The 17428-nt window shown below is 68.2% G+C and carries 18 protein-coding genes; 11 read left to right on the forward strand and 7 right to left on the reverse strand.

Features of this window, described 5'->3' with window-relative positions:
- Window positions 1-409: 409 nt before the first annotated feature.
- Entirely contained in the window at window positions 410-2722 is a 2313-nt protein-coding gene (gene pcrA / locus SK571_RS21990; RefSeq protein WP_319985961.1) for a DNA helicase PcrA, read from the reverse strand.
- A 73-nt stretch (window positions 2723-2795) separates the two neighbouring features.
- Complete coding sequence (locus SK571_RS21995; protein WP_319985962.1) at window positions 2796-2942, reverse strand: hypothetical protein; 147 nt, start codon at window positions 2940-2942, stop codon at window positions 2796-2798.
- 566 nt (window positions 2943-3508) lie between these two features.
- Between SK571_RS21995 and SK571_RS22000 the strand changes: the two genes are divergently transcribed.
- Window positions 3509-3769: a chorismate mutase gene (locus SK571_RS22000; protein ID WP_090067154.1), complete on the forward strand. Its 261-nt coding sequence runs from the start codon at window positions 3509-3511 to the stop codon at window positions 3767-3769.
- A 20-nt stretch (window positions 3770-3789) separates the two neighbouring features.
- On the opposite strand, the gene SK571_RS22005 is transcribed toward SK571_RS22000, so the two are convergent.
- On the reverse strand, window positions 3790-4842 hold the full coding sequence (locus tag SK571_RS22005) for an arginase family protein (protein WP_319986036.1): 1053 nt from the start codon (window positions 4840-4842) through the stop codon (window positions 3790-3792).
- A gap of 70 nt (window positions 4843-4912) precedes the next feature.
- On the opposite strand from SK571_RS22005, the gene SK571_RS22010 reads away from it, so the two are divergent.
- From SK571_RS22010 to SK571_RS22040, 7 genes are all read left to right on the forward strand, one after another.
- Window positions 4913-5239: a hypothetical protein gene (locus tag SK571_RS22010; RefSeq protein WP_319985963.1), complete on the forward strand. Its 327-nt coding sequence runs from the start codon at window positions 4913-4915 to the stop codon at window positions 5237-5239.
- 105 nt (window positions 5240-5344) lie between these two features.
- On the forward strand, window positions 5345-6193 hold the full coding sequence (locus SK571_RS22015) for a hypothetical protein (protein ID WP_319985964.1): 849 nt from the start codon (window positions 5345-5347) through the stop codon (window positions 6191-6193).
- A gap of 172 nt (window positions 6194-6365) precedes the next feature.
- The gene (locus tag SK571_RS22020; RefSeq protein WP_319985965.1) at window positions 6366-7202 is read left to right on the forward strand and encodes a hypothetical protein; all 837 of its coding nucleotides are present in this window, start codon (window positions 6366-6368) and stop codon (window positions 7200-7202) included.
- 205 nt (window positions 7203-7407) lie between these two features.
- Entirely contained in the window at window positions 7408-8259 is an 852-nt protein-coding gene (locus tag SK571_RS22025; RefSeq protein ID WP_319985966.1) for a hypothetical protein, read from the forward strand.
- 147 nt (window positions 8260-8406) lie between these two features.
- Window positions 8407-9732 carry a serine/threonine-protein kinase gene (locus SK571_RS22030; RefSeq protein ID WP_319985967.1) on the forward strand — a complete coding sequence of 442 codons (1326 nt, stop codon included), beginning with the start codon at window positions 8407-8409 and terminating at the stop codon, window positions 9730-9732.
- Window positions 9733-9852: 120 nt separating this feature from the next.
- On the forward strand, window positions 9853-11496 hold the full coding sequence (locus SK571_RS22035) for a serine/threonine-protein kinase (RefSeq protein ID WP_319985968.1): 1644 nt from the start codon (window positions 9853-9855) through the stop codon (window positions 11494-11496).
- A gap of 38 nt (window positions 11497-11534) precedes the next feature.
- Window positions 11535-12008 carry a hypothetical protein gene (locus tag SK571_RS22040; RefSeq protein WP_319985969.1) on the forward strand — a complete coding sequence of 158 codons (474 nt, stop codon included), beginning with the start codon at window positions 11535-11537 and terminating at the stop codon, window positions 12006-12008.
- A gap of 41 nt (window positions 12009-12049) precedes the next feature.
- On the opposite strand, the gene SK571_RS22045 is transcribed toward SK571_RS22040, so the two are convergent.
- A complete protein-coding gene (locus SK571_RS22045) occupies window positions 12050-12952 on the reverse strand; it encodes a LysR family transcriptional regulator (RefSeq protein WP_319985970.1) in 903 nt (300 codons plus the stop codon).
- Window positions 12953-13033: 81 nt separating this feature from the next.
- Here SK571_RS22045 and SK571_RS22050 point away from each other — a divergent pair, with 81 nt between their 5' ends.
- Window positions 13034-13960: a DMT family transporter gene (locus SK571_RS22050; protein ID WP_319985971.1), complete on the forward strand. Its 927-nt coding sequence runs from the start codon at window positions 13034-13036 to the stop codon at window positions 13958-13960.
- 121 nt (window positions 13961-14081) lie between these two features.
- The gene (locus SK571_RS22055) at window positions 14082-14501 is read left to right on the forward strand and encodes an SsgA family sporulation/cell division regulator (RefSeq protein ID WP_266043839.1); all 420 of its coding nucleotides are present in this window, start codon (window positions 14082-14084) and stop codon (window positions 14499-14501) included.
- Between the two features lie 147 nt (window positions 14502-14648).
- Here SK571_RS22055 and SK571_RS22060 read toward each other — a convergent pair whose 3' ends face one another.
- Window positions 14649-14999, reverse strand: a complete 351-nt coding sequence (locus tag SK571_RS22060) for a hypothetical protein (protein WP_319985972.1) — start codon at window positions 14997-14999, stop codon at window positions 14649-14651.
- Entirely contained in the window at window positions 14996-15559 is a 564-nt protein-coding gene (locus SK571_RS22065) for a hypothetical protein (RefSeq protein ID WP_319985973.1), read from the reverse strand. Before SK571_RS22065 ends, SK571_RS22060 begins: the two co-directional genes overlap by 4 nt.
- Before the next feature lie 56 nt (window positions 15560-15615).
- Here SK571_RS22065 and SK571_RS22070 point away from each other — a divergent pair, with 56 nt between their 5' ends.
- Window positions 15616-16917 (forward strand): serine/threonine-protein kinase, encoded by a 1302-nt coding sequence (locus tag SK571_RS22070; RefSeq protein ID WP_319985974.1) that lies wholly within the window; start codon window positions 15616-15618, stop codon window positions 16915-16917.
- Here SK571_RS22070 and SK571_RS22075 read toward each other — a convergent pair.
- A complete protein-coding gene (locus SK571_RS22075) occupies window positions 16910-17422 on the reverse strand; it encodes a phosphatase PAP2 family protein (protein ID WP_319985975.1) in 513 nt (170 codons plus the stop codon). The two genes, SK571_RS22070 and SK571_RS22075, sit on opposite strands and share 8 nt — an antisense overlap.
- Between the last annotated feature and the right edge of the window lie 6 nt (window positions 17423-17428).

Here is a 17428-nt window from a genome sequence, read left to right on the forward strand (position 1 = left end):
GGATTTTCTTCGGGGTGGGTGAAGGTGCTGGTCAGGGCGGTGGGGGCGGTCCGGTTTGGGTGGGGATGGTAGGACTTGGGCGTTCCGTAATTGGGGGCGCCGGTTGCTGGTTCGTAGATGGTCACCGTGCTTGCTCACGGTCCCGTTGAGTCCTGGGGCTCCGCCCCAGACCCCGCCAATCTGATCCAAAGCCGGGTCCACGCCGTGCGCGGGTAGATGGCACGCCTGTTGCTTTGGGCGGAGGCGCGTTGCTTTGGGGGGCGCGTTGGTGGGGTGGCTTCGTCACGAGCCGTACCGTTTGGTAAGGACGGCTCGCCTGCGGCATCGCGGGTGAGTTGCGCGCCCGTTGCCTTGTGCTCGTACGGCTCGCCTTCGGCTTCGCTGCGATCAGGTGGGGCGGTGTGGCTCGTCAGAGTTTTGTCATTGGGACGCTGCCGATCAGCATCAGGCGGACTGTGCCTGCTCCGCCGAAGTCGATCGTTGCGGTTGCCCGTAGGCCCGCGCCGTCCACTGCTACTACTCGGCCCAGGCCGTACTTGTCGTGGGTTACTCGGTCTCCCACTTCCAGCTTCAGGGCTGGGGCGTCCTTCCAGCCCGCTTTTCCTGGGGCTGGGCGGGAGAGGCCTCGGGAGGCTATGCCGCCTGAGGCTGAGCGGCCCCAGGTCGTGGCTGCTGCCGGGCCTGAGCGGGAGGGCTCTACTCGGCGCCAGTCCAGCAGGTCTTCCGGGATCTCGCCCAGGAAGCGGGAGGCCGGGTTCGCCGAAGGCTGGCCCCAGGCCGACCTCACCAGTGCCCTGGAGAGGTAGAGGCGGCGCTGGGCCCTGGTGATGCCCACGTAGGCGAGGCGGCGTTCTTCTGCCAGTTCGGCTGGGTCGCCCAGTGCCCGCATGTGCGGGAAGACGCCGTCTTCCCAGCCCGTGCTGAAGACGACCGGGTACTCGAGGCCCTTGGCCGTGTGGATGGTCATGAGGGTGACCACGCCGTCGGAGTCCGCGTCCGGGATCGAGTCCGCGTCTGCCACCAGGGAGACTCGTTCCAGGAACGCCGGGAGGGACGGGACCGGGTCCGCGCCTTCGGGGAGTTCCAGTTCGGTGAACTCCCGGGCGACGGTGACCAGTTCGTTGAGGTTTTCGATCCTCGTGTGGTCCTGCGGGTCTTCGCTGGCTTCCAACTCGGTGCGGTAGCCGGTCTTGTCCAGGACCGCTTCGAGGATGTCGGCCACGTCGTCCTCGCGCGCGACCATCTCGCCCAACTGGTCCATCAACTCGACGAAACCGGCGATCGCGTTGCGGGAGCGCGGGTTGAGCAGCGGGACTCGGTCGTTCACCGCTTCGCGGAGGGCTGCGGCGAAGCTGATTCGTTCGCGTTCCGCGTAGGCCGAGACGCAGGCTTCCGCTCGGTCGCCGATGCCTCGTTTCGGGACGTTCAGGATTCGGCGCAGTGAGACCGTGTCGTCCGGGTTGGCCAGGGTGCGCAGGTAGGCGAGGGCGTCGCGGACTTCCCGGCGCTCGTAGAAGCGGACGCCGCCCACCACCCGGTACGGGAGGCCCAGGCGGATGAAGATCTCCTCGAAGACCCGCGACTGGTTGTTGGTGCGGTAGAAGACGGCGATCTCGGAGTTGTTGACCTCGCCGCCGTCTACCAGGCGGTCGATCTCGTTGGCCACGAAGGCCGCCTCGTCGTGTTCGTTGTCCGCCACGTAGCCGACGATCTTCTCGCCCTCGCCGAGGTCGGACCAGAGCGACTTGTCGCGGCGGTTCGGGTTGCGGGAGATCACCGCGTTCGCGGCCGTCAGGATGTTCTGCGTGGAGCGGTAGTTCTGCTCCAGCAGGATCGTGGTGGCGTCCGGGTAGTCGCGCTCGAACTCCACGATGTTGCGGATCGTGGCGCCGCGGAAGGCGTAGATGGACTGGTCCGCGTCGCCCACCACGCAGAGTTCGGCCGGGGGGAGTTCGCCGCCCGCCTTGCCGACCAGCTCGCGCACGAGGGTGTACTGCGCGTGGTTCGTGTCCTGGTACTCGTCGACCAGGACGTGGCGGAAGCGGCGGCGGTAGTGCTCAGCCACGTCCGGGAAGCGCTGCAGGAGTTCGACCGTCCTCATGATGAGGTCGTCGAAGTCGAGCGAGTTCGACTCGCCCAGGCGGCGCTGGTAGACGGCGTAGACCTCGGCAACGCGGCGTTCCAGGTCGTTCGTGGCCTGGGCGGCTGCGGTCTCCGGGTCGATGAGCTCGTTCTTGAGGTTCGAGATGTGCACGGCGAGGGTGCGGGCCGCGTACTTCTTCGGGTCCAGGTCGAGGTCCCTGGCGACGAGCGTGATGAGGCGGCGCGAGTCGTCGCTGTCGTAGATCGAGAAGTTCGACGACATGCCCAGGGTCTTCGCGTCCCGGCGCATCACGCGGACGCACATCGAGTGGAACGTCGACACCCACATCGAGCGGGCGCGGGCGCCCACCATGTCGGCGACGCGCTCCTTCATCTCGGCGGCGGCCTTGTTCGTGAACGTGATGGCCATGATCTGGCCGGGGTGCACGTCACGCGCCGCGAGCAGGTACGCGATCCGCCTGGTGAGGACGCGCGTCTTGCCGGAGCCGGCGCCCGCCACCACGAGCAGGGGCGAACCGGCGTGCTCGACGGCTCGGCGCTGCGCGGGGTTCAGGTCGTCGAGCAGGTGGCCCGCGCGGGAAACGGGGGGACTTGAAGGCAAGTCGAACAAGGCGCTCATCGTCCATCCACGGTACCGGGCGGCACCGACGATTCCGGTACCGCCCGACCATGTGTTCGAGGAGCGGCGTCTGTCAGGTGCCGGTGTCGATCATGAAGTTCTGCCCCGCGTGCACCGCTTCGTGGCCGCCTGCCTCGGCGTACACGTCGATGCTGTCCTGCGTCCAGATCGTCGCGGCCCTGGTCTCGACCGTGAGCTTCGGCCACGCCTCCTCGTGCACGATCAGGTGATCCTGCGTGCACTGGCCGCCTTGGGCGCCTGGACCTTCGTCGACGTCCCAGCAGGTCCAGCCGTCACCGTCGTACCCCGTGACCTCGAGCCGGTCGGTCGGGAACGAGATGAAGACGGACAGGCCCTGTTCGTCAGACCTTCGTGAGTGCGACGGTGGCGAAGTCAGGCTCCGCGGACGCGGACGGAACGACCGTGAGAGACAGCGCCAGGGCAGCCGTCATCCCGAGTACGTGTTTCACATGACCCCCAGGTCTTCGACATGTACGGCACGACTCCACGTGGGGGTTCAGGCCTCCCGGCCAGGGCAGAAGCAGGAACTTGCGACCGGCACGTCCCACCTGGTGAGCCCGCTCGGCGCGCGGACTTGGCAGGCCCGGGAGGTTCTGTGCAACACTGAATCCATGCGCGCGACGTTCTTCGAGTTTTTCTACGGGACCCGGACTCCGGCTCCCGTGGTCGTCTAGCGCTGAAAAGCCACCACGAAGCCCCGGAGTCCTCGGACCCCGGGGCTTCGTCGCTTCCGGGCCAGGACTCGAAGTTCTCGAGAGGTCACCAATGATGGACACCACCACCGACCCCGACATCAACGAGCTGCGCGAGGAGATCGACCACCTCGACGCGGAGATCCTCCGCCTGGTGCAACGCCGCGTCGAGGTATCCAAGATCATCGGCGCCGCCCGGATGGCGGCCGGCGGCACGAAGATCGTGCACAACCGCGAGATCGACGTGCTCAACCGCTACCGGCCGCTCGGCCCGGAGGGCAAGGACCTCGCGATGATCCTGCTCAAGATGGGCCGCGGCCCGCTCGGCAGGTAGCACGTCAGACGGGCCCGGCGTCACAGCACGCCGGGCCAAAAAGGTTTCAGGGCGGCCCTGACGCGGTCGAGGTCCGCATCCGCCGGCCGGCTGTCGTCCGGCACGTACGCCAGCGGGTCCTCGAGCAACGGCTCCGGCAGCCGCAGCAGCCCCTCGACCAGCGCATGCAGGCACAGCGCCGAGTACCCGCGCAGGTAGCCGCCCTCCTGGGTGAGCACGGCCCGCGGTCCGAACGACGCCACCCTCCGCCCGATCTCGCGGTACCCGTCCGCCGTGAGGTTGTGGCGCCCGTTGGGGTCGAACGCCGATCCGTCGAACCCGGACGCGCACACCAGCAGGTCCGGCTGGAACTCGCGCAGCAGCGGGAAAGCGATCTCGTCGAGCGCGCGCATGTACGTCGTGTCGCCCGCACCGAGCGACAGCTCGATGTTGACGTTCCTGCCGTTGGCACCCACTTCTGATGGTGCACCCGTCTGCGGGTGGTTGGTGCCCCACGAGCCGTGCCGCATGTGCACCGAGATGGTCAGCACGTCCGGGCGGTCGTAGAACACCTCCTGCGTGCCGTTGCCGTGGTGCACGTCCCAGTCCAGGACGGCGACCCGCATCCCTTGGCGCCGCGCGGTTTCCGCCACCAGCGCCGCGTTGTTCACGAAGCAGTAGCCGTCCGCCATGTCCGGCTGCGCGTGGTGCCCTGGCGGCCGCACGAGTGCGTACGCCACCGGCGCACCGGACTCCAGCGCCGCCAACGCGGTCCCCGCCGCCGCAGACGCGGCACGCCACGTCTCCGGCCCTACGACCGTGTTCACCTCCAGCGCCACACGCTCCAACACGCGCAATGAGTCCAAGTACCCCGCTGTGTGCACGCGCAGAAGCTCGTCGACGGACGCATGCCGACCCTCGTGCCACTTCAAGTGCGGCGCTACGGGACCGTGCGTCAGCGCGTGCCGGAACGTGCGCAGCCGCGCCGCCGTCTCCGGGTGCGGCTCGGCGACGTCGAGCCACGGCCAGGAGCCCGGCAGCTCCCACAGGCCCTCACCGGCGTCGTGCTCGAGGCAGTCGTCGTGCCAGAACATGTCCACCCGAATCGGATATCAGGGCGATCACGGATGGTCCACCGAAAAATTCTCGGGGCACACTGGAGGCATGGGCCTCATCGCCGCACTGATCGCCATCGCCGGCCTGCTCGCCGCCTTGGCGCACGACGCATACCTGGGCTTGCTCGGTTCGGCCGCGAACAAGAAGGGCCTTTCCGGAGCACCTGTCTCTCAGTTCGTCCGCAGCCGCTGGAAGACCGCGATCATCACGACCGCGGGCGCGGTGATCGGCTTGCTGATCACCAACGGCGACTCGCTGGGCGCCGACGTCATCGGCTCGCTGATCGCGGGTGGCAGCGGTCTGGCCGCGCTCAACGGCGTGCAGAACACGCGCAAGCAGCTCAACAGCGGTCAAGCTCAACTGCCGCCGCGCTGAACAACTTCACACAAAAGAGTGTCACTCGTCCTGAACACCCCCTTTTGGTTGCTTCGGCACCGCCGGACGGCCCTACCCTGATTGCGTCGCAGAGGGGTGTCGGGGATGGACGAACTGCCGGGCAAACATCGTCTCGGCGACGGGCCGCAGCCGCTGGACGCGCGACCCGTCGCCGGGGGCGACCGCATCCCACTGCCCCGCCGCCGCCAGACAGATCCGCTGCAGGACACCGACGGCCTGCGGAAGTTCAACATCGGCCTGGTGCCCGCGTCGGTCACTCCGCCGCGCACGTGGAAGCGCGCGGCCTGGTTCGCCGTCGTCTCGTCCGTGCTCGTGCTGGTCGGCCTGAGCGTCGCCGCGGCCAAGCTGGTCGGCGGTGGCGGTGCGGTCGAGACGGTCGGGCTGCCCGGCTACCCGTCGGACGTGCCGACGATCGGGGCGCTGCGGACGGGTGGCACGAGTCCCTCGGCCACCGGCGGCTCCACGCCGTCCGCCGCGCCCACCGGGAAGGTCGCTCCCGCGCCGGGCACGGGGACGAGCAGCGTGCCGGGCACGAGCGGCCCGGCGTCCGCCACGAACACCAAGCCGTCCGGGACGGCCCCGCCGGTCATCACGACCGTGCCGGTCACCCAGGCCCCCGTCGTCGACGGCGGCAAGATCGCCGAGCAGACCGAGAGCTTCTACCGGGCGATGGCGACGAACGCCGACACGGCGCTCGCCATGACCACGGACACCGTGCGCTCGAACGCCGACGCGTTGCTCGAAGGCAGGGTCGCCGACATCTCGCTGATCGAGGTGAAGGAGATCCTGGTCGACCCGAGCAAGGGCCTCACCGTGAGCCTGTTGCAGGTGACGAAGAAGGACGGCTCGGTGAGCACCGAGAAGCGCGAGCTCACCTTCACGCTCGGCGACCTGCCGTTGATCAACGGTGAACGGTTGAAGACCGGCGGCTGAAGTGGCTCAAGGTCCTGCCTGGAGCTACCGAACGTAGTAGGTAGCACCATCGAGCGATTTCCGCGCACCGCTGGCCGCCACGGACGAGTGAAGTCCATCAAGAAACTGGCGTCATCACGTGAGGGCACGGTACGTCTTCAGCTGTACACGAACAGTACGGAGGACCAGAGCAGTGCAGCGTCCCGCGGCGACGACCGGACGGCGGCACAACCGCGCCGGCTCGATCAGCGTGGCCGAGCTGATCAAACAGCAGCCGGCACCGATGCGCATTCTGTCGAACGAGGAAGCCGCCACCGACGCTCTCGTCACCTCACTGCTCGGCCCGACGGAGAACATGACCGCGACGACGACCGTGATCCCGGCCGTCCCGAACCGCCGCCGGCGCACGAAGCCGGGCCGCGTCGCCAGGGTCGCCGGCCTGCTGACCGGCGCGGTCGTGCTCGTCTCGTCCATCGCGGGCGCGGCGATCCTCGCGGGCAAGCGCCCGGCGAACGTCGGCGTCCCGGTCACCGAACGGCCCGTCGCGCTGTCGGGGTCGAGCGCGCTGCGTCCCGACGTCCTGTCGGCCCAGCTGCCGCACGAGCGCCCGCCGCTGCAGACCACCTCCACCGCCGTGATGCCCATGCCGCAGCCGTCCGCGTTGCTCCTGGAGACCGCCGCCGAGACCACCGAACCGTCCACGCCGGAGGTCTCAGTCGGTCCGCTTCCGCAGGTCGACGTGGTGAAGAAGTTCTACGAGCTGCTCGCGACCAAGCCGAACTCGGCGGCCAAGCTGCTCTCCCCGGAGCTGGTCGGCGCGAACCCCGCGGAGTTCGCCCAGTCCTGGGGAAAGATCAAGACGGTGAGCGTCGACCAGACGTCGGTGCGGCCGGACGGATCGGTGCTCGCGGTCGTCTCGATGCAGGAGATGGACGGCGGCTGGCTGCGCATCGAGCAGCTCTTCTGGCTGACCAGCACGACCCAGCCGAGGATCGTCGCCACCGAGGTCCTTTCGGCGCAGCGCAGTTAGGCCGAGCAGTTAGGTCGCACCCAACTGGTTCGCCGTTCGCAGTCGAACGGTGACCGCTCGTCGCGAAAACCGGGTTGCGGCCGTGAAAATTCCCCCATAGGGGTTACATCTCGGGTCACGATTCGGTATCCATGTTCCCGCCAGTACGCGTACGCGAACTTGGAAGGGTGAACGAGCGGTGTCGATTGAGGACCATCGTCGGCGGTTGAACGGATCGGCCGAGTCGACCGGCCAGCTGTCCGTCGCCGAGCTGATCGCCCGCCGCGAGGCGGAAACCGTGGAGATCCCGGTGATCACCGACGACATCACCCCCGCGGCGTTCGAGCCGACGATCAAGTTCAAGCCGGTCAAGGCGCCGGGCGGCAAGGCGAAGAAGCAGCCCATGAAGGAGCTGCACATCACCGAGCTGCTGCGCCGTGAGGGCCGCGCCGACGACACCCAGCGCGGCGGGTTCACCGTCGGCAAGCTGGCCGCCGCCGCCAGCGGTGGCGTCATCATCTGCGGTTCCGTGGCGTTCGCCGCCTCCTCGTGGCTGTCCTCGCCCGACGAGCGCCCGCTCGCCGAGGTGCGGTTCGACGAGCGCGCCCAGGCCCGTGGCGCGAGCGCGGGCACCGAAGGCGTCGTGAAGCTGCCGTCGAACAAGACCCAGCAGGCCGACGCCACCGAGACGCAGGAGGCCGACCCGACGTCGGCGAACCCGACCACGCGCGTCGCCCCGTACGTCCAGACCCAGCAGCAGCGTCCGACGCAGCAGGCCCAGACGCCCACCCAGCAGCCGACGCAGCAGCCCACCTCCGAGACCTCGACCACGCCGTCGACGTCCACGGAGACCAGCACGCCGAGCACGCCGCCGTCGAGCGAGACGCCTCCTCCGCCGCCGAGCTCGTCCACGGCCACCCCGCCGAGCAACAGCACGCCTCCGCCCAGCTCCGAGAACCCGCTGCCGCGGCCGTCCAACCCGGTCGACGTGAGCGTGGACCTCGGCATCCTCGACCCGGTGCTGAACACCGTGGGCGACACCGTCGGCGGATTCGACTTCTTCGCCCCTGTGAACTGACGTACGACAGGTAGCTCAGCGGCGGGCCTCGACAGGTACCCTGTGCGGGCATTCCGGACGACCTGCTGACTACCGCACGAGGAGCACGAGCGTGGGATCTGCTGCCGCAGCCGCAGTCACGCCTTCGAGCACCCATGGGGTGGGCTTGTGACGACGTCCGGCACCTCGGACGGCCGTCTGATCGCCGACCGCTACCGCTTCCTAGACCGCATCGGCTCCGGCGCGATGGGCATCGTCTGGCGCGCCCACGACGAACGCCTCGGCCGTGAGGTCGCGATCAAGCAGCTGCTGCTCGCGCCCGGCCTGGACGAGACCGAGCAGGACGAGGCCATCCAGCGCGCCATGCGCGAGGGCCGCATCGCCGCCAAGCTGCACCACCCGAACGCCATCGCCGTGTACGACGTCGTCGAGGAAGACGGCGTCCCGTGCCTGGTCATGGAGTACCTGCCGTCCTACAGCCTGGCCGACGCGCTGGCCGAGGGCGGGCCGATGGACCCGGTCGAGGTCGCCAGCATCGGTGCCCAGTGCGCGGCGGCGCTGGCCGCGGCCCACGCGGCGGGGATCGTGCACCGCGACGTGAAGCCGGGCAACGTGCTGATCGCCGAGAACGGCGTCGTCAAGATCACCGACTTCGGCATCTCGCGCGCGTCAGACGACATCACGGTCACCAAGACCGGCCTGATCGCCGGGACGCCCGCGTACCTCGCGCCGGAGATCGCGCGGGGCCAGGACCCGACGCCGGCCTCGGACGTCTACTCGCTCGGCTCGACGCTGTTCGCCGCGATGGAGGGCGAGCCGCCCTACGGAGTGAGCGAGAACACTCTCGGTGTGCTGCACGCCGTCGCGGCCGGGCGGATCAACCCGCCGACCGTCGACCACCCGCTCGCCGACACGCTGCTGTACCTCCTGAACTTCGAGCCGGACGACCGGCCTACGATGTCCCAGGCGCGCGAGGTGCTCAACGCCGTTGCGCACGGCCGTTCGCCGTCGTTCAGCGGCCTGGCCGTGACCGACGGGCCCGACCCGACGACGATCGTGGAGCCTGACCGGACCCGAGTGGTCCGGCCGGTGGCTCGGACCGCTCCGCCGCGGACCGCTCCGCCGATGGCCCCCGCAAGGGGTCAGGAGAACAACAAGCCGCTGGTGATCGCCGCCGTGGTGTTGGCGTTGCTGCTGGTCATCGGTGGTCTGATGGTCGCGCTCGGGGTGTTCAACAAGGAGCAGCAGAACCCGTCCGCGCCTCCGGCGAGCAGTTCACAGACGGTGGAACCAACGACCTCGTTGCCCGAGGTGACCACAACCACGCCTGAGGCAACGACGACGCAGCAAACGACGTCTAGCACTACGACGACTACAACCACGACCACCACGACGACTACTACGACTACGACAACCACCACGACGACTACTCCGAAGCCGTCGTCGTCGGTTCCCGTCGTGACGACCACGACAGTGCCGCCTCCGGCGGGCTAAGCGTCGTTACACCGTAGAAATCTCGTAAGGTGGGTACTCGCACCTAATGGGGTGATCTGAACCCGAAGGTGTGATCAGCCGTTGAACAGAGAGCAAGTGACCGCACAGCGGGGAGCAACTGTGACCGACGATGGCCGATTGGTCGCTGGTCGCTACCGATTGAGCCAGCGGATCGGCAGCGGCGCCATGGGCGTCGTCTGGACGGCACATGACGAACGCCTGCACCGCACAGTCGCGGTCAAGCAACTCCTCCTGCAGCCTGGACTAGCCGAAGCTGACACGGACGAGGCCAAGAGACGTGCCATGCGCGAGGGCCGTATCGCCGCGCGCCTGCAACACCCCCACGCGGTCGCCGTCTACGACGTGGCCGAGGACGACAGCCAGCCGTGGCTGATCATGGAGTACCTGCCGTCGAAGAGCCTGTCCGCGGTGCTCTCCGAACGCGGCACGCTCCCTCCGCGCGACGTGGCGTCGATCGGCATGCAGGTCGCGTCCGCGCTGGCCGCCGCGCACAACGCGGGCATCGTGCACCGCGACATCAAGCCCGGCAACATCCTGCTCGGCGACGACGGCACCGTGAAGATCACCGACTTCGGCATCTCCCGCGCGACCGGTGACGTCACGGTCACCGCGACGGGCATGCTCGCGGGCACCCCCGCCTACCTCGCACCCGAGGTGGCCAAGGGCTACGACCCCGGCTCACCGTCCGACGTGTTCTCCCTGGGCTCGACGCTCTACGCCGCGATCGAGGGCGAACCGCCGTTCGGTCTGAGCGAGAACACCATCGCGCTGCTGCACAAGGTCGCGTCCGGCAAGGTCAACCCGCCGCGCAACGCCGGCCCGCTGACCGCGCTGCTGATGCGCCTGCTGCGCGCGGAGCCGGAAGACCGCCCGACCATGGCCGAGGCCCGTGACGCGCTCGCCGCCGTCGCGAACGGCCAGGCCGCCCCCGCCTTCACCCCCGCCGTGGTCGCGCCGACCCACCCGCCGTCGTGGCGCGGTGCGCCGGTGCAGCAACCGCAGCAGCAGGCCGCCACGCGGGCCCTCACGCCGCCGCAGGGGCACCAGCAGGCGCCGCCACCCAACGCGACGCGGGTGGACATGCACACGCCGCCGGCACGCACGGCGTCCGCGCAGCAGCCACCGTCGAACCACCGCCCGGCCGCCGCGCCGCAGTACTCGCAGCGTCCGAGGCCGGCAGCCGCCTCGTCGTCGTTGAAGAGCAAGAAGTCGACGGTCTACACCGCGCTCGCCATCGTGGCGGCGGCGGTCATCGGCATCATGTTCGCGAGCATGATCTCCAACGGTGGCGACAACGGCACCAACAACAACGCGGGCGCGAACACCTCGGCGCAGCAGACCCAGGGCAACGAACCGACCAAGCAGTCGACGCCGCCGAAGTCCGCGGGCAAGGCCGGTCAGTGGACCCAGGCACCAGAGCCTTCTGACCAGGAAGCATTGCTGCGTGACTACTTCACCGCCGCTCCCAAGTCGGCTTCCGAGTCGTGGCAGATGACCAACGCCAAGTTCCAGGGCAGGCAGCAGGGCGGCTATGCCGGGTACGAACAGTTCTGGAAAGGCATCCAAAAAGCCGAGCTGGTCAGCGCAACTTATGACGGCAACTTCTTCTGGAAAACCGAAGTAAAGTACACGAAGAAGGACGGTTCGGTGTCGATCGAACCCAAGGGATTCTCAATCAAATGGGAAAGCCCAAATATGCTGATCGAGACCGAGTCGTCGCTCGGCGCACCGCGCAGCGGCTGACTTATTTGCCGCCAACCGTCAAACGTCAACGCCTTGACATGATCGCCACGGTCCCCCAGGATCGAAGAAGGCCAACAATCAAAATCCTGGGGGATTGTTTTATGCCACGAAAAGGCTTGAAAAAGCCGATCGCTGCTTCTGCTGCTATCGCAGCGGCGCTGGCCGTCCTGCCGCTCACGACCGGCACAGCGCTTGCAGGCGATCCGGGATGCTTCGCGAGGCCGCCGATGACCACGGCCGGGACGGTTTACACGCCCAGCGGCCGCACTCGGATCCGCCTCATGTACAACGCCGAAAGCAAGTGCGCTTATGGCGACGTCAAGGGCGATCCGTACTCCAGCCACGTCTGGGTGGACCGGCAATACCCGTACCAGGGCATGCTCGGAGGAACGTACCTCGCCGATCAGCATGGCACCGGCGGAACTGAGATGTGGAACGACGACGGCCTGCTGATGAGGGCCTGCGGCGCCGACCAAAAGAACAGCACGATCGTGTGCACCAACTGGTACTGAGCAGTTCACGAGGCGATGAGTCCTGGAGAAGGCCGCGCGGGTCAGCTAGCCCGCGCGGCCTTCGCCAGGGCTTCCGCGAGAGTGAGCACAGCGGGATTCCCCGCGGCGTCTTCGCGGTACACGACGTGAATGTGCCGAACGGGTTCGGGATTGCGCACCTTGCGCACGACAACGCCGGGGTGCGCATATCCCAGCCCGAGCCGGGGAATGATCGTGACACCCAGCCCGGCCGCCACGAACCCCTGCGCGGTCGCGTAGTCGTCGCTTTCCACGACCACCTGCGGTGAGAACCCGGCGCCCGCACAGGCATTTCTCACGAGGTTCGCGCACAGACCGGTGGCGCCGCAGTCCGCGTCGATCCACGGCTCGTCGGCCAGTTCACCGAGATCGAGCACGCGTTTGCGGGCCAGGGCGTGACCGCGCGGGAGCACGGCGTACAACGGGTCGGCGAGCAGGTGCCGCGCGACCATGCCCTCCGGAGCGGGGGCGTCGGGTTCGAGGACGGTGATCGCCACGTCCGCGCGGCCCGCCGCCAGTTCGACGAAGGGGTCGGTAGGCTCGGTGAGCTTCAGATCGAGTTCCACGCCCGAGCGCTCGGCCCGGAACGCCGCCACCGCGGGTGGCACGAGCGCCGCTCCCGCCGTGGCGAAGTAGCGGACGCGCAGGGTGCCGGCGCAGCCGTTGCGCAACGCCGTGAGGGCGCTCTCGGCCTCGGCCAGCTGTTCGGCGAGGCGGCCGGCGTGCTCGGTGAGCAGGCGGCCTGCCGCGGTCGGCCGGATGCCCCTGCCGACGCGTTCCAGCAACGGCATGCCTGCCTGCTTCTCCAGGCCAGCGACCTGCTGCGAGATGGCGGACGGGGTGTAGCCGAGGTTCGTCGCCGCCGCGGTGATGGAACCCGTGCTCACGACGGCCCGGAGCACCTGCATTCGTCGCACGTCCAGCATGCCTCGACCTTACAGCGCTGCTTAAAGGTTTCCCAGAACAATTAAATTGTTTTCATGTGTTCGCGGGCGCATGGTTGACCTGTGAACCAACGCGGAACGTTGATCAGGATGGGCGTGCTCGCCCTGCTGTGGGGCTCCAGCTTTCTGTGGATGAAGCTCGCGCTCGGGAGCCTTGCACCTCTGCAGATCTCGCTCGTGCGGACGTTCTTCGGGGCGGTCGTGCTGTTCGTCGTGCTCGCGCTGGCGAAGATGAGCCTGCCGCGGGATCGCAGGATCTGGGGTCACATGCTCTTCGTGGCCCTGTTCGGCAGCGCCATCCCGTTCACGCTGTTCGCGTTCGGCGGCCAGACCGTCGACTCGGGCGTCTCCGGCGTGCTGAACTCCACGACACCGCTGTTCGCGCTGGCCATCGGCCTCGTGCTCGGTTCGGAGAAGATCAGCAACTTCGTGCGCCTGCTCGGCCTCGTGCTCGGGTTCGCGGGCGTGCTGGTGATCTTCGCGCCGTGGCAGTCGGCCAACAGCATCGCGAGCTGGGGTGCGGTGCTGTGCCTGATCGGCGCCGCGAGCTACGCCATCGGCTACTCCTACGCCGGCCGCTACCTGGTCAACACGGGCGCGAGCTCGACTCAGCTCGCCGCCATGCAGCTGACCACCGCGATGGGGATGCTGCTCCTGGCGACGCCGTTCGGCGGCCTGCAGCCGCTGCACCTGCACTGGGTCGGCATCGTCGCCGTGGTGATCCTCGGCGTCTTCGGCACCGGCATGGCGTTCATCCTCAACTACCGCGTCATCGCCGACGAGGGAGCCACGACGGCGACTACCGTCGGTTACCTTCTGCCCGTGGTGTCGGTACTCCTTGGAGCGATCTTCCTCGGGGAGCAACTCAACGCGAGGATCGTCATCGGCATGCTGGTGGTGCTCGTGGGCATCGCGCTGACCCGGAAGAAGCCCGTCGCGGCAGGTCAGACCGTCTCACCAAACGAGACGCGCGACCTGGTCAAACGCTGAGGGGTGAGACGCACGTCTCCCCCGTTAGGATGGTTCCGAGACGAATCGCGTCCTTATCAGGCTGCTTGGCCGTCTCCTCTTTGTGAGCGGACATGGAGACCAGCCTGGGAAGGACATCGACATGAACAACGACAACCTGAAGGTCACCACCCGGACGACTTTTCAGCTGTTGGCACCCGGAGCGGCTCCCGCGCCGGTCGAGGCCGAACTCGTCTACGACCCGGAAGACCCCTACGCGGTCGCCATCGTCTTCTTCACGGGCTCCGGCCGCGTCGAGTGGATGTTCGCCCGCGACCTGCTGGCCGACGGCCTGCTGACGCCGTCCGGTGAGGGCGACATCCTGGTCCGGCCCGCCTCCGACGACCCGGAGCGCGTCCTGGTCGAGCTGAACGCGCCGACCGGGTTCGCCATCCTCAGCGCCGTCGCCGAGGACGTGGCGGAGTTCCTGGACAGTTCCTACGACGTCGTCCAGCCGGGCGAGGAGGACCTGTGGATCGACTTCGACCGGGAGCTGCAGAAGCTGGTCTCGACGATCGACTAGTCGCTCGGGTGTTGGTCCGGGGTGGTCGTACGGGCGCGGGGCGAGGTGCCGGCACGCGGGGCAGCGTGGCCGACCAGCTCGTCACCGGAGACCACCGGGAACGGCGATGCGCGACGCCGTGGGCAGCGGCTACGAGATCGCAACTGACTACTCGGTCGCCTTGGGGTGCGCACCGGCGTAGTCGATCCACACCGTGCGCTTCTCGACATCGAGCAGATACCAGATACGGTCCCCACCGGTTACTTCGATCTGCCAGCGTGGCATGACACGGCCGCCGTGGACCCCGGACGCGAGAATGCCCTTGAGCTTCTCGTGACGGCTGGTCTGCACAGCAGGCCCACGGTCCGCACGCATGGCGTCCCAGGCCCGGCGCAGGTTGTTCGCGGCGCGGTTCTCCAGCTCCTGCCAGCCCTTCACCGACTCGCTGGTGCGAAAGCGGATCTGCCACTCCCCGTTGACGGGTGGCGGAGCGACCGGATCGTTCTTCTTCGGGCTCACGCGGTGGTGACCCCTGGCGCGGGAACCTCACCGAAGTCCTCGTCGTCGTCCCGGTTGAGGATCGCGACCAGTCGCGGATCAGCGTGAACCTCGGCAGTGCGCCGCCATTGACCGATCAGCTGCGACACGGGTGCCGGCGTACCCAGGGAGTTCGCGGCTTCGAGCGTTTCGACGAGTTCGACGACGAACGCCTGCATGTCCTCACGCGGCAGAAACCGCACCCAAGGGAACACCTTGGGCATCACGTCTGTGACCAACTCGCGGACCTCGGCGTGATGCTGCATCAGGGCGATGAAGAGTGTCGTGGTTGTCGAGACGACTTCGCGCACTTCCTCAGCTCTGCTGGCCGTCGTCAGCACCAGGTCTTCCTCACCACCGCGGCGATGCAGGAGCAGAGTCTGATTCGGCGACTCATGCAACTTCCGCACCGAGTCGACAGGCTTGTTGGACAACTCGCTGAAGTTGATCCCCGAACCGACAGTGGACATACTTTTAAAGTACTTGAAAACTAGCCGGGCTGCCAGCGGGTTGCAGAAGGTGGCCCCCAGCGCGATCTGCACCACCAGCGAGCGGGGAACCGCAGATGCACGTCTGCGCGATTGATTAGTCTCACGGTGTGACAACCGTCGGGGGCCGCTACACGCTGATCGAGCGCATCGGCAGCGGTGCGATGGGTGTGGTCTGGCGAGCACGGGACGAGGTGCTGGCCCGCGAGGTGGCGGTCAAGGAGCTCATCACCGGCGACCACCAGCGGGCGATGCGGGAGGCGCGCAACGCCGCGCGACTGCACCACCAGCACGCGATCGCGGTGTTCGACGTCGTGGGCAGCGACGACGAAGAGCCGTGGATCGTCATGGAGTACCTGCCGTCGCACAGCCTCTCGGCGCTGATCGCCGAGCGCGGGCCGCTCCAGCCGGCCCAGGCGGCGAGCATCGGGGCCAAGGTCGCCTCGGCGCTGGCGGCGGCGCACGCGGCCGGACTGGTCCACCGCGACATCAAGCCCGGCAACGTCCTGATCGGCCACGACGGCACGGTCAAGATCTCCGACTTCGGCATCTCCAAGGCCAGCGGCGACGGCACGATGACCGACACCGGCATGATCTCGGGCACCCCCGCCTACCTCGCACCCGAGGTGGCGCGCGGTGAGCAGCCCGACGAGGCGTCCGACGTGTTCTCGCTCGGCGCCACCATCTACACGGCCATCGAGGGCGAGTCCGTCTTCGGGCCGAGCGACAACAGCTTCGGCCTCATCTACCGCGCGGCCAGCGGGCAGCTCCGCGATCCCAAGAACGCCGGTGAGCTCACCCCGTTGCTCATGCGGTTGCTCTCGCAGGACCCGAAGGACCGGCCGACCGCGCAGGAGGCCGCCGACCTGCTGGGCGCCGAGCCGCAGCCGTCACAGCCACTGGAGATCCCGCAGCAGCAGAGCAGGCGCAAGGCACCGAACAAGCGGATCCTGGTGATCCTGGCCGTCATCGCGGTGCTGGCGATCGGTGGTGGCGCGGCCGCCGCGTACTGGAACGGCACCCAGGGCGGGGGCGGCACTCCCGTCCACCAGTCGGACTTCCAGCAACAACAAAAGCAGCAGCAGCCGCGCTACTTCACCGCGAGTGAGGCGGCCGGGTTCGTGCTCGACCACTACGGCCAGCTGCCCGCCCATCCCGACGTGGCGTGGCGCAACCTCTACGAACGGGCGACCGAGCCGCAGGAGAAGTACGTGGCGCGGTGGAAGGGCTACTCCTCGGTCAAGTGCGCCCTGTCCAGCGTGCCCGTCCGGTCGCACGGCCCGAACTGGGTGGTGACGTTCGACCTGGCACTGCAGACGGACCTGGGCGAGCAGAAGAACGGCGTCTACGAGGCCGAGGTCGCCGCCGTCAACAACGAGATGCGGCTCACCAGCATCACGCAGATCAGCTGAGCAGCCAGAAGCTCCCGCCACCGACGACCACGCCCATCACGGACCCGGCCAGCACCTGCGCCGTCGTGTGGTCGCCGAGCTCGACGCGGGACCACGCCACGAACGCGGCGGGCAGCGCGAGAAGCAGCCACCACGGGCCGTAGACGATCGCCAGCGTCACCACGGCGGCCCACGCCACGGCGGTGTGCGGCGAGATGTTCCGCATCATGCCGAGAATGATCAATCCGCTCGCGACCTGCATGGCGACCATGCCGCCCGACAGCGCGACCATGCTTCGGGGCGCGTCGCCCAGGACCATGATCACCGTGCCGGCCACCAGCGACGCACCCGCCTTGACCAGCGGAAAACGTGTGCCATCACGCATGTCGCCCGTGAGGGCGATCACCGGGATGACGCACATCGTCAGAGCCACCACGAGCCCCCACAGCAGCGTCTTCCACACACCTTCGGAGGACGCGGCGACCGCGAACGGCAGCAGGACCACCCAGACCCACGGTGTCAGCACCTGGGT

This window comes from Lentzea kristufekii, assembly GCF_033949925.1.
Lineage (GTDB): Bacteria > Actinomycetota > Actinomycetes > Mycobacteriales > Pseudonocardiaceae > Lentzea > Lentzea kristufekii.

What these genes read in the sequence shown, in the direction of transcription:
- SK571_RS22015 (WP_319985964.1), top strand. Translation starts at nt 5,345, where the DNA reads ATGGACGAACTGCCGGGCAAACATCGTCTCGGCGACGGGCCGCAGCCG.
- SK571_RS22000 (WP_090067154.1), top strand. Translation starts at nt 3,509, where the DNA reads ATGATGGACACCACCACCGACCCCGACATCAACGAGCTGCGCGAGGAG.
- SK571_RS22055 (WP_266043839.1), top strand. Translation starts at nt 14,082, where the DNA reads ATGAACAACGACAACCTGAAGGTCACCACCCGGACGACTTTTCAGCTG.
- pcrA (WP_319985961.1), bottom strand. Translation starts at nt 2,722, where the DNA reads ATGAGCGCCTTGTTCGACTTGCCTTCAAGTCCCCCCGTTTCCCGCGCG.
- SK571_RS22005 (WP_319986036.1), bottom strand. Translation starts at nt 4,842, where the DNA reads ATGTTCTGGCACGACGACTGCCTCGAGCACGACGCCGGTGAGGGCCTG.
- SK571_RS22045 (WP_319985970.1), bottom strand. Translation starts at nt 12,952, where the DNA reads ATGCTGGACGTGCGACGAATGCAGGTGCTCCGGGCCGTCGTGAGCACG.
- SK571_RS22010 (WP_319985963.1), top strand. Translation starts at nt 4,913, where the DNA reads ATGGGCCTCATCGCCGCACTGATCGCCATCGCCGGCCTGCTCGCCGCC.
- SK571_RS22040 (WP_319985969.1), top strand. Translation starts at nt 11,535, where the DNA reads ATGATCGCCACGGTCCCCCAGGATCGAAGAAGGCCAACAATCAAAATC.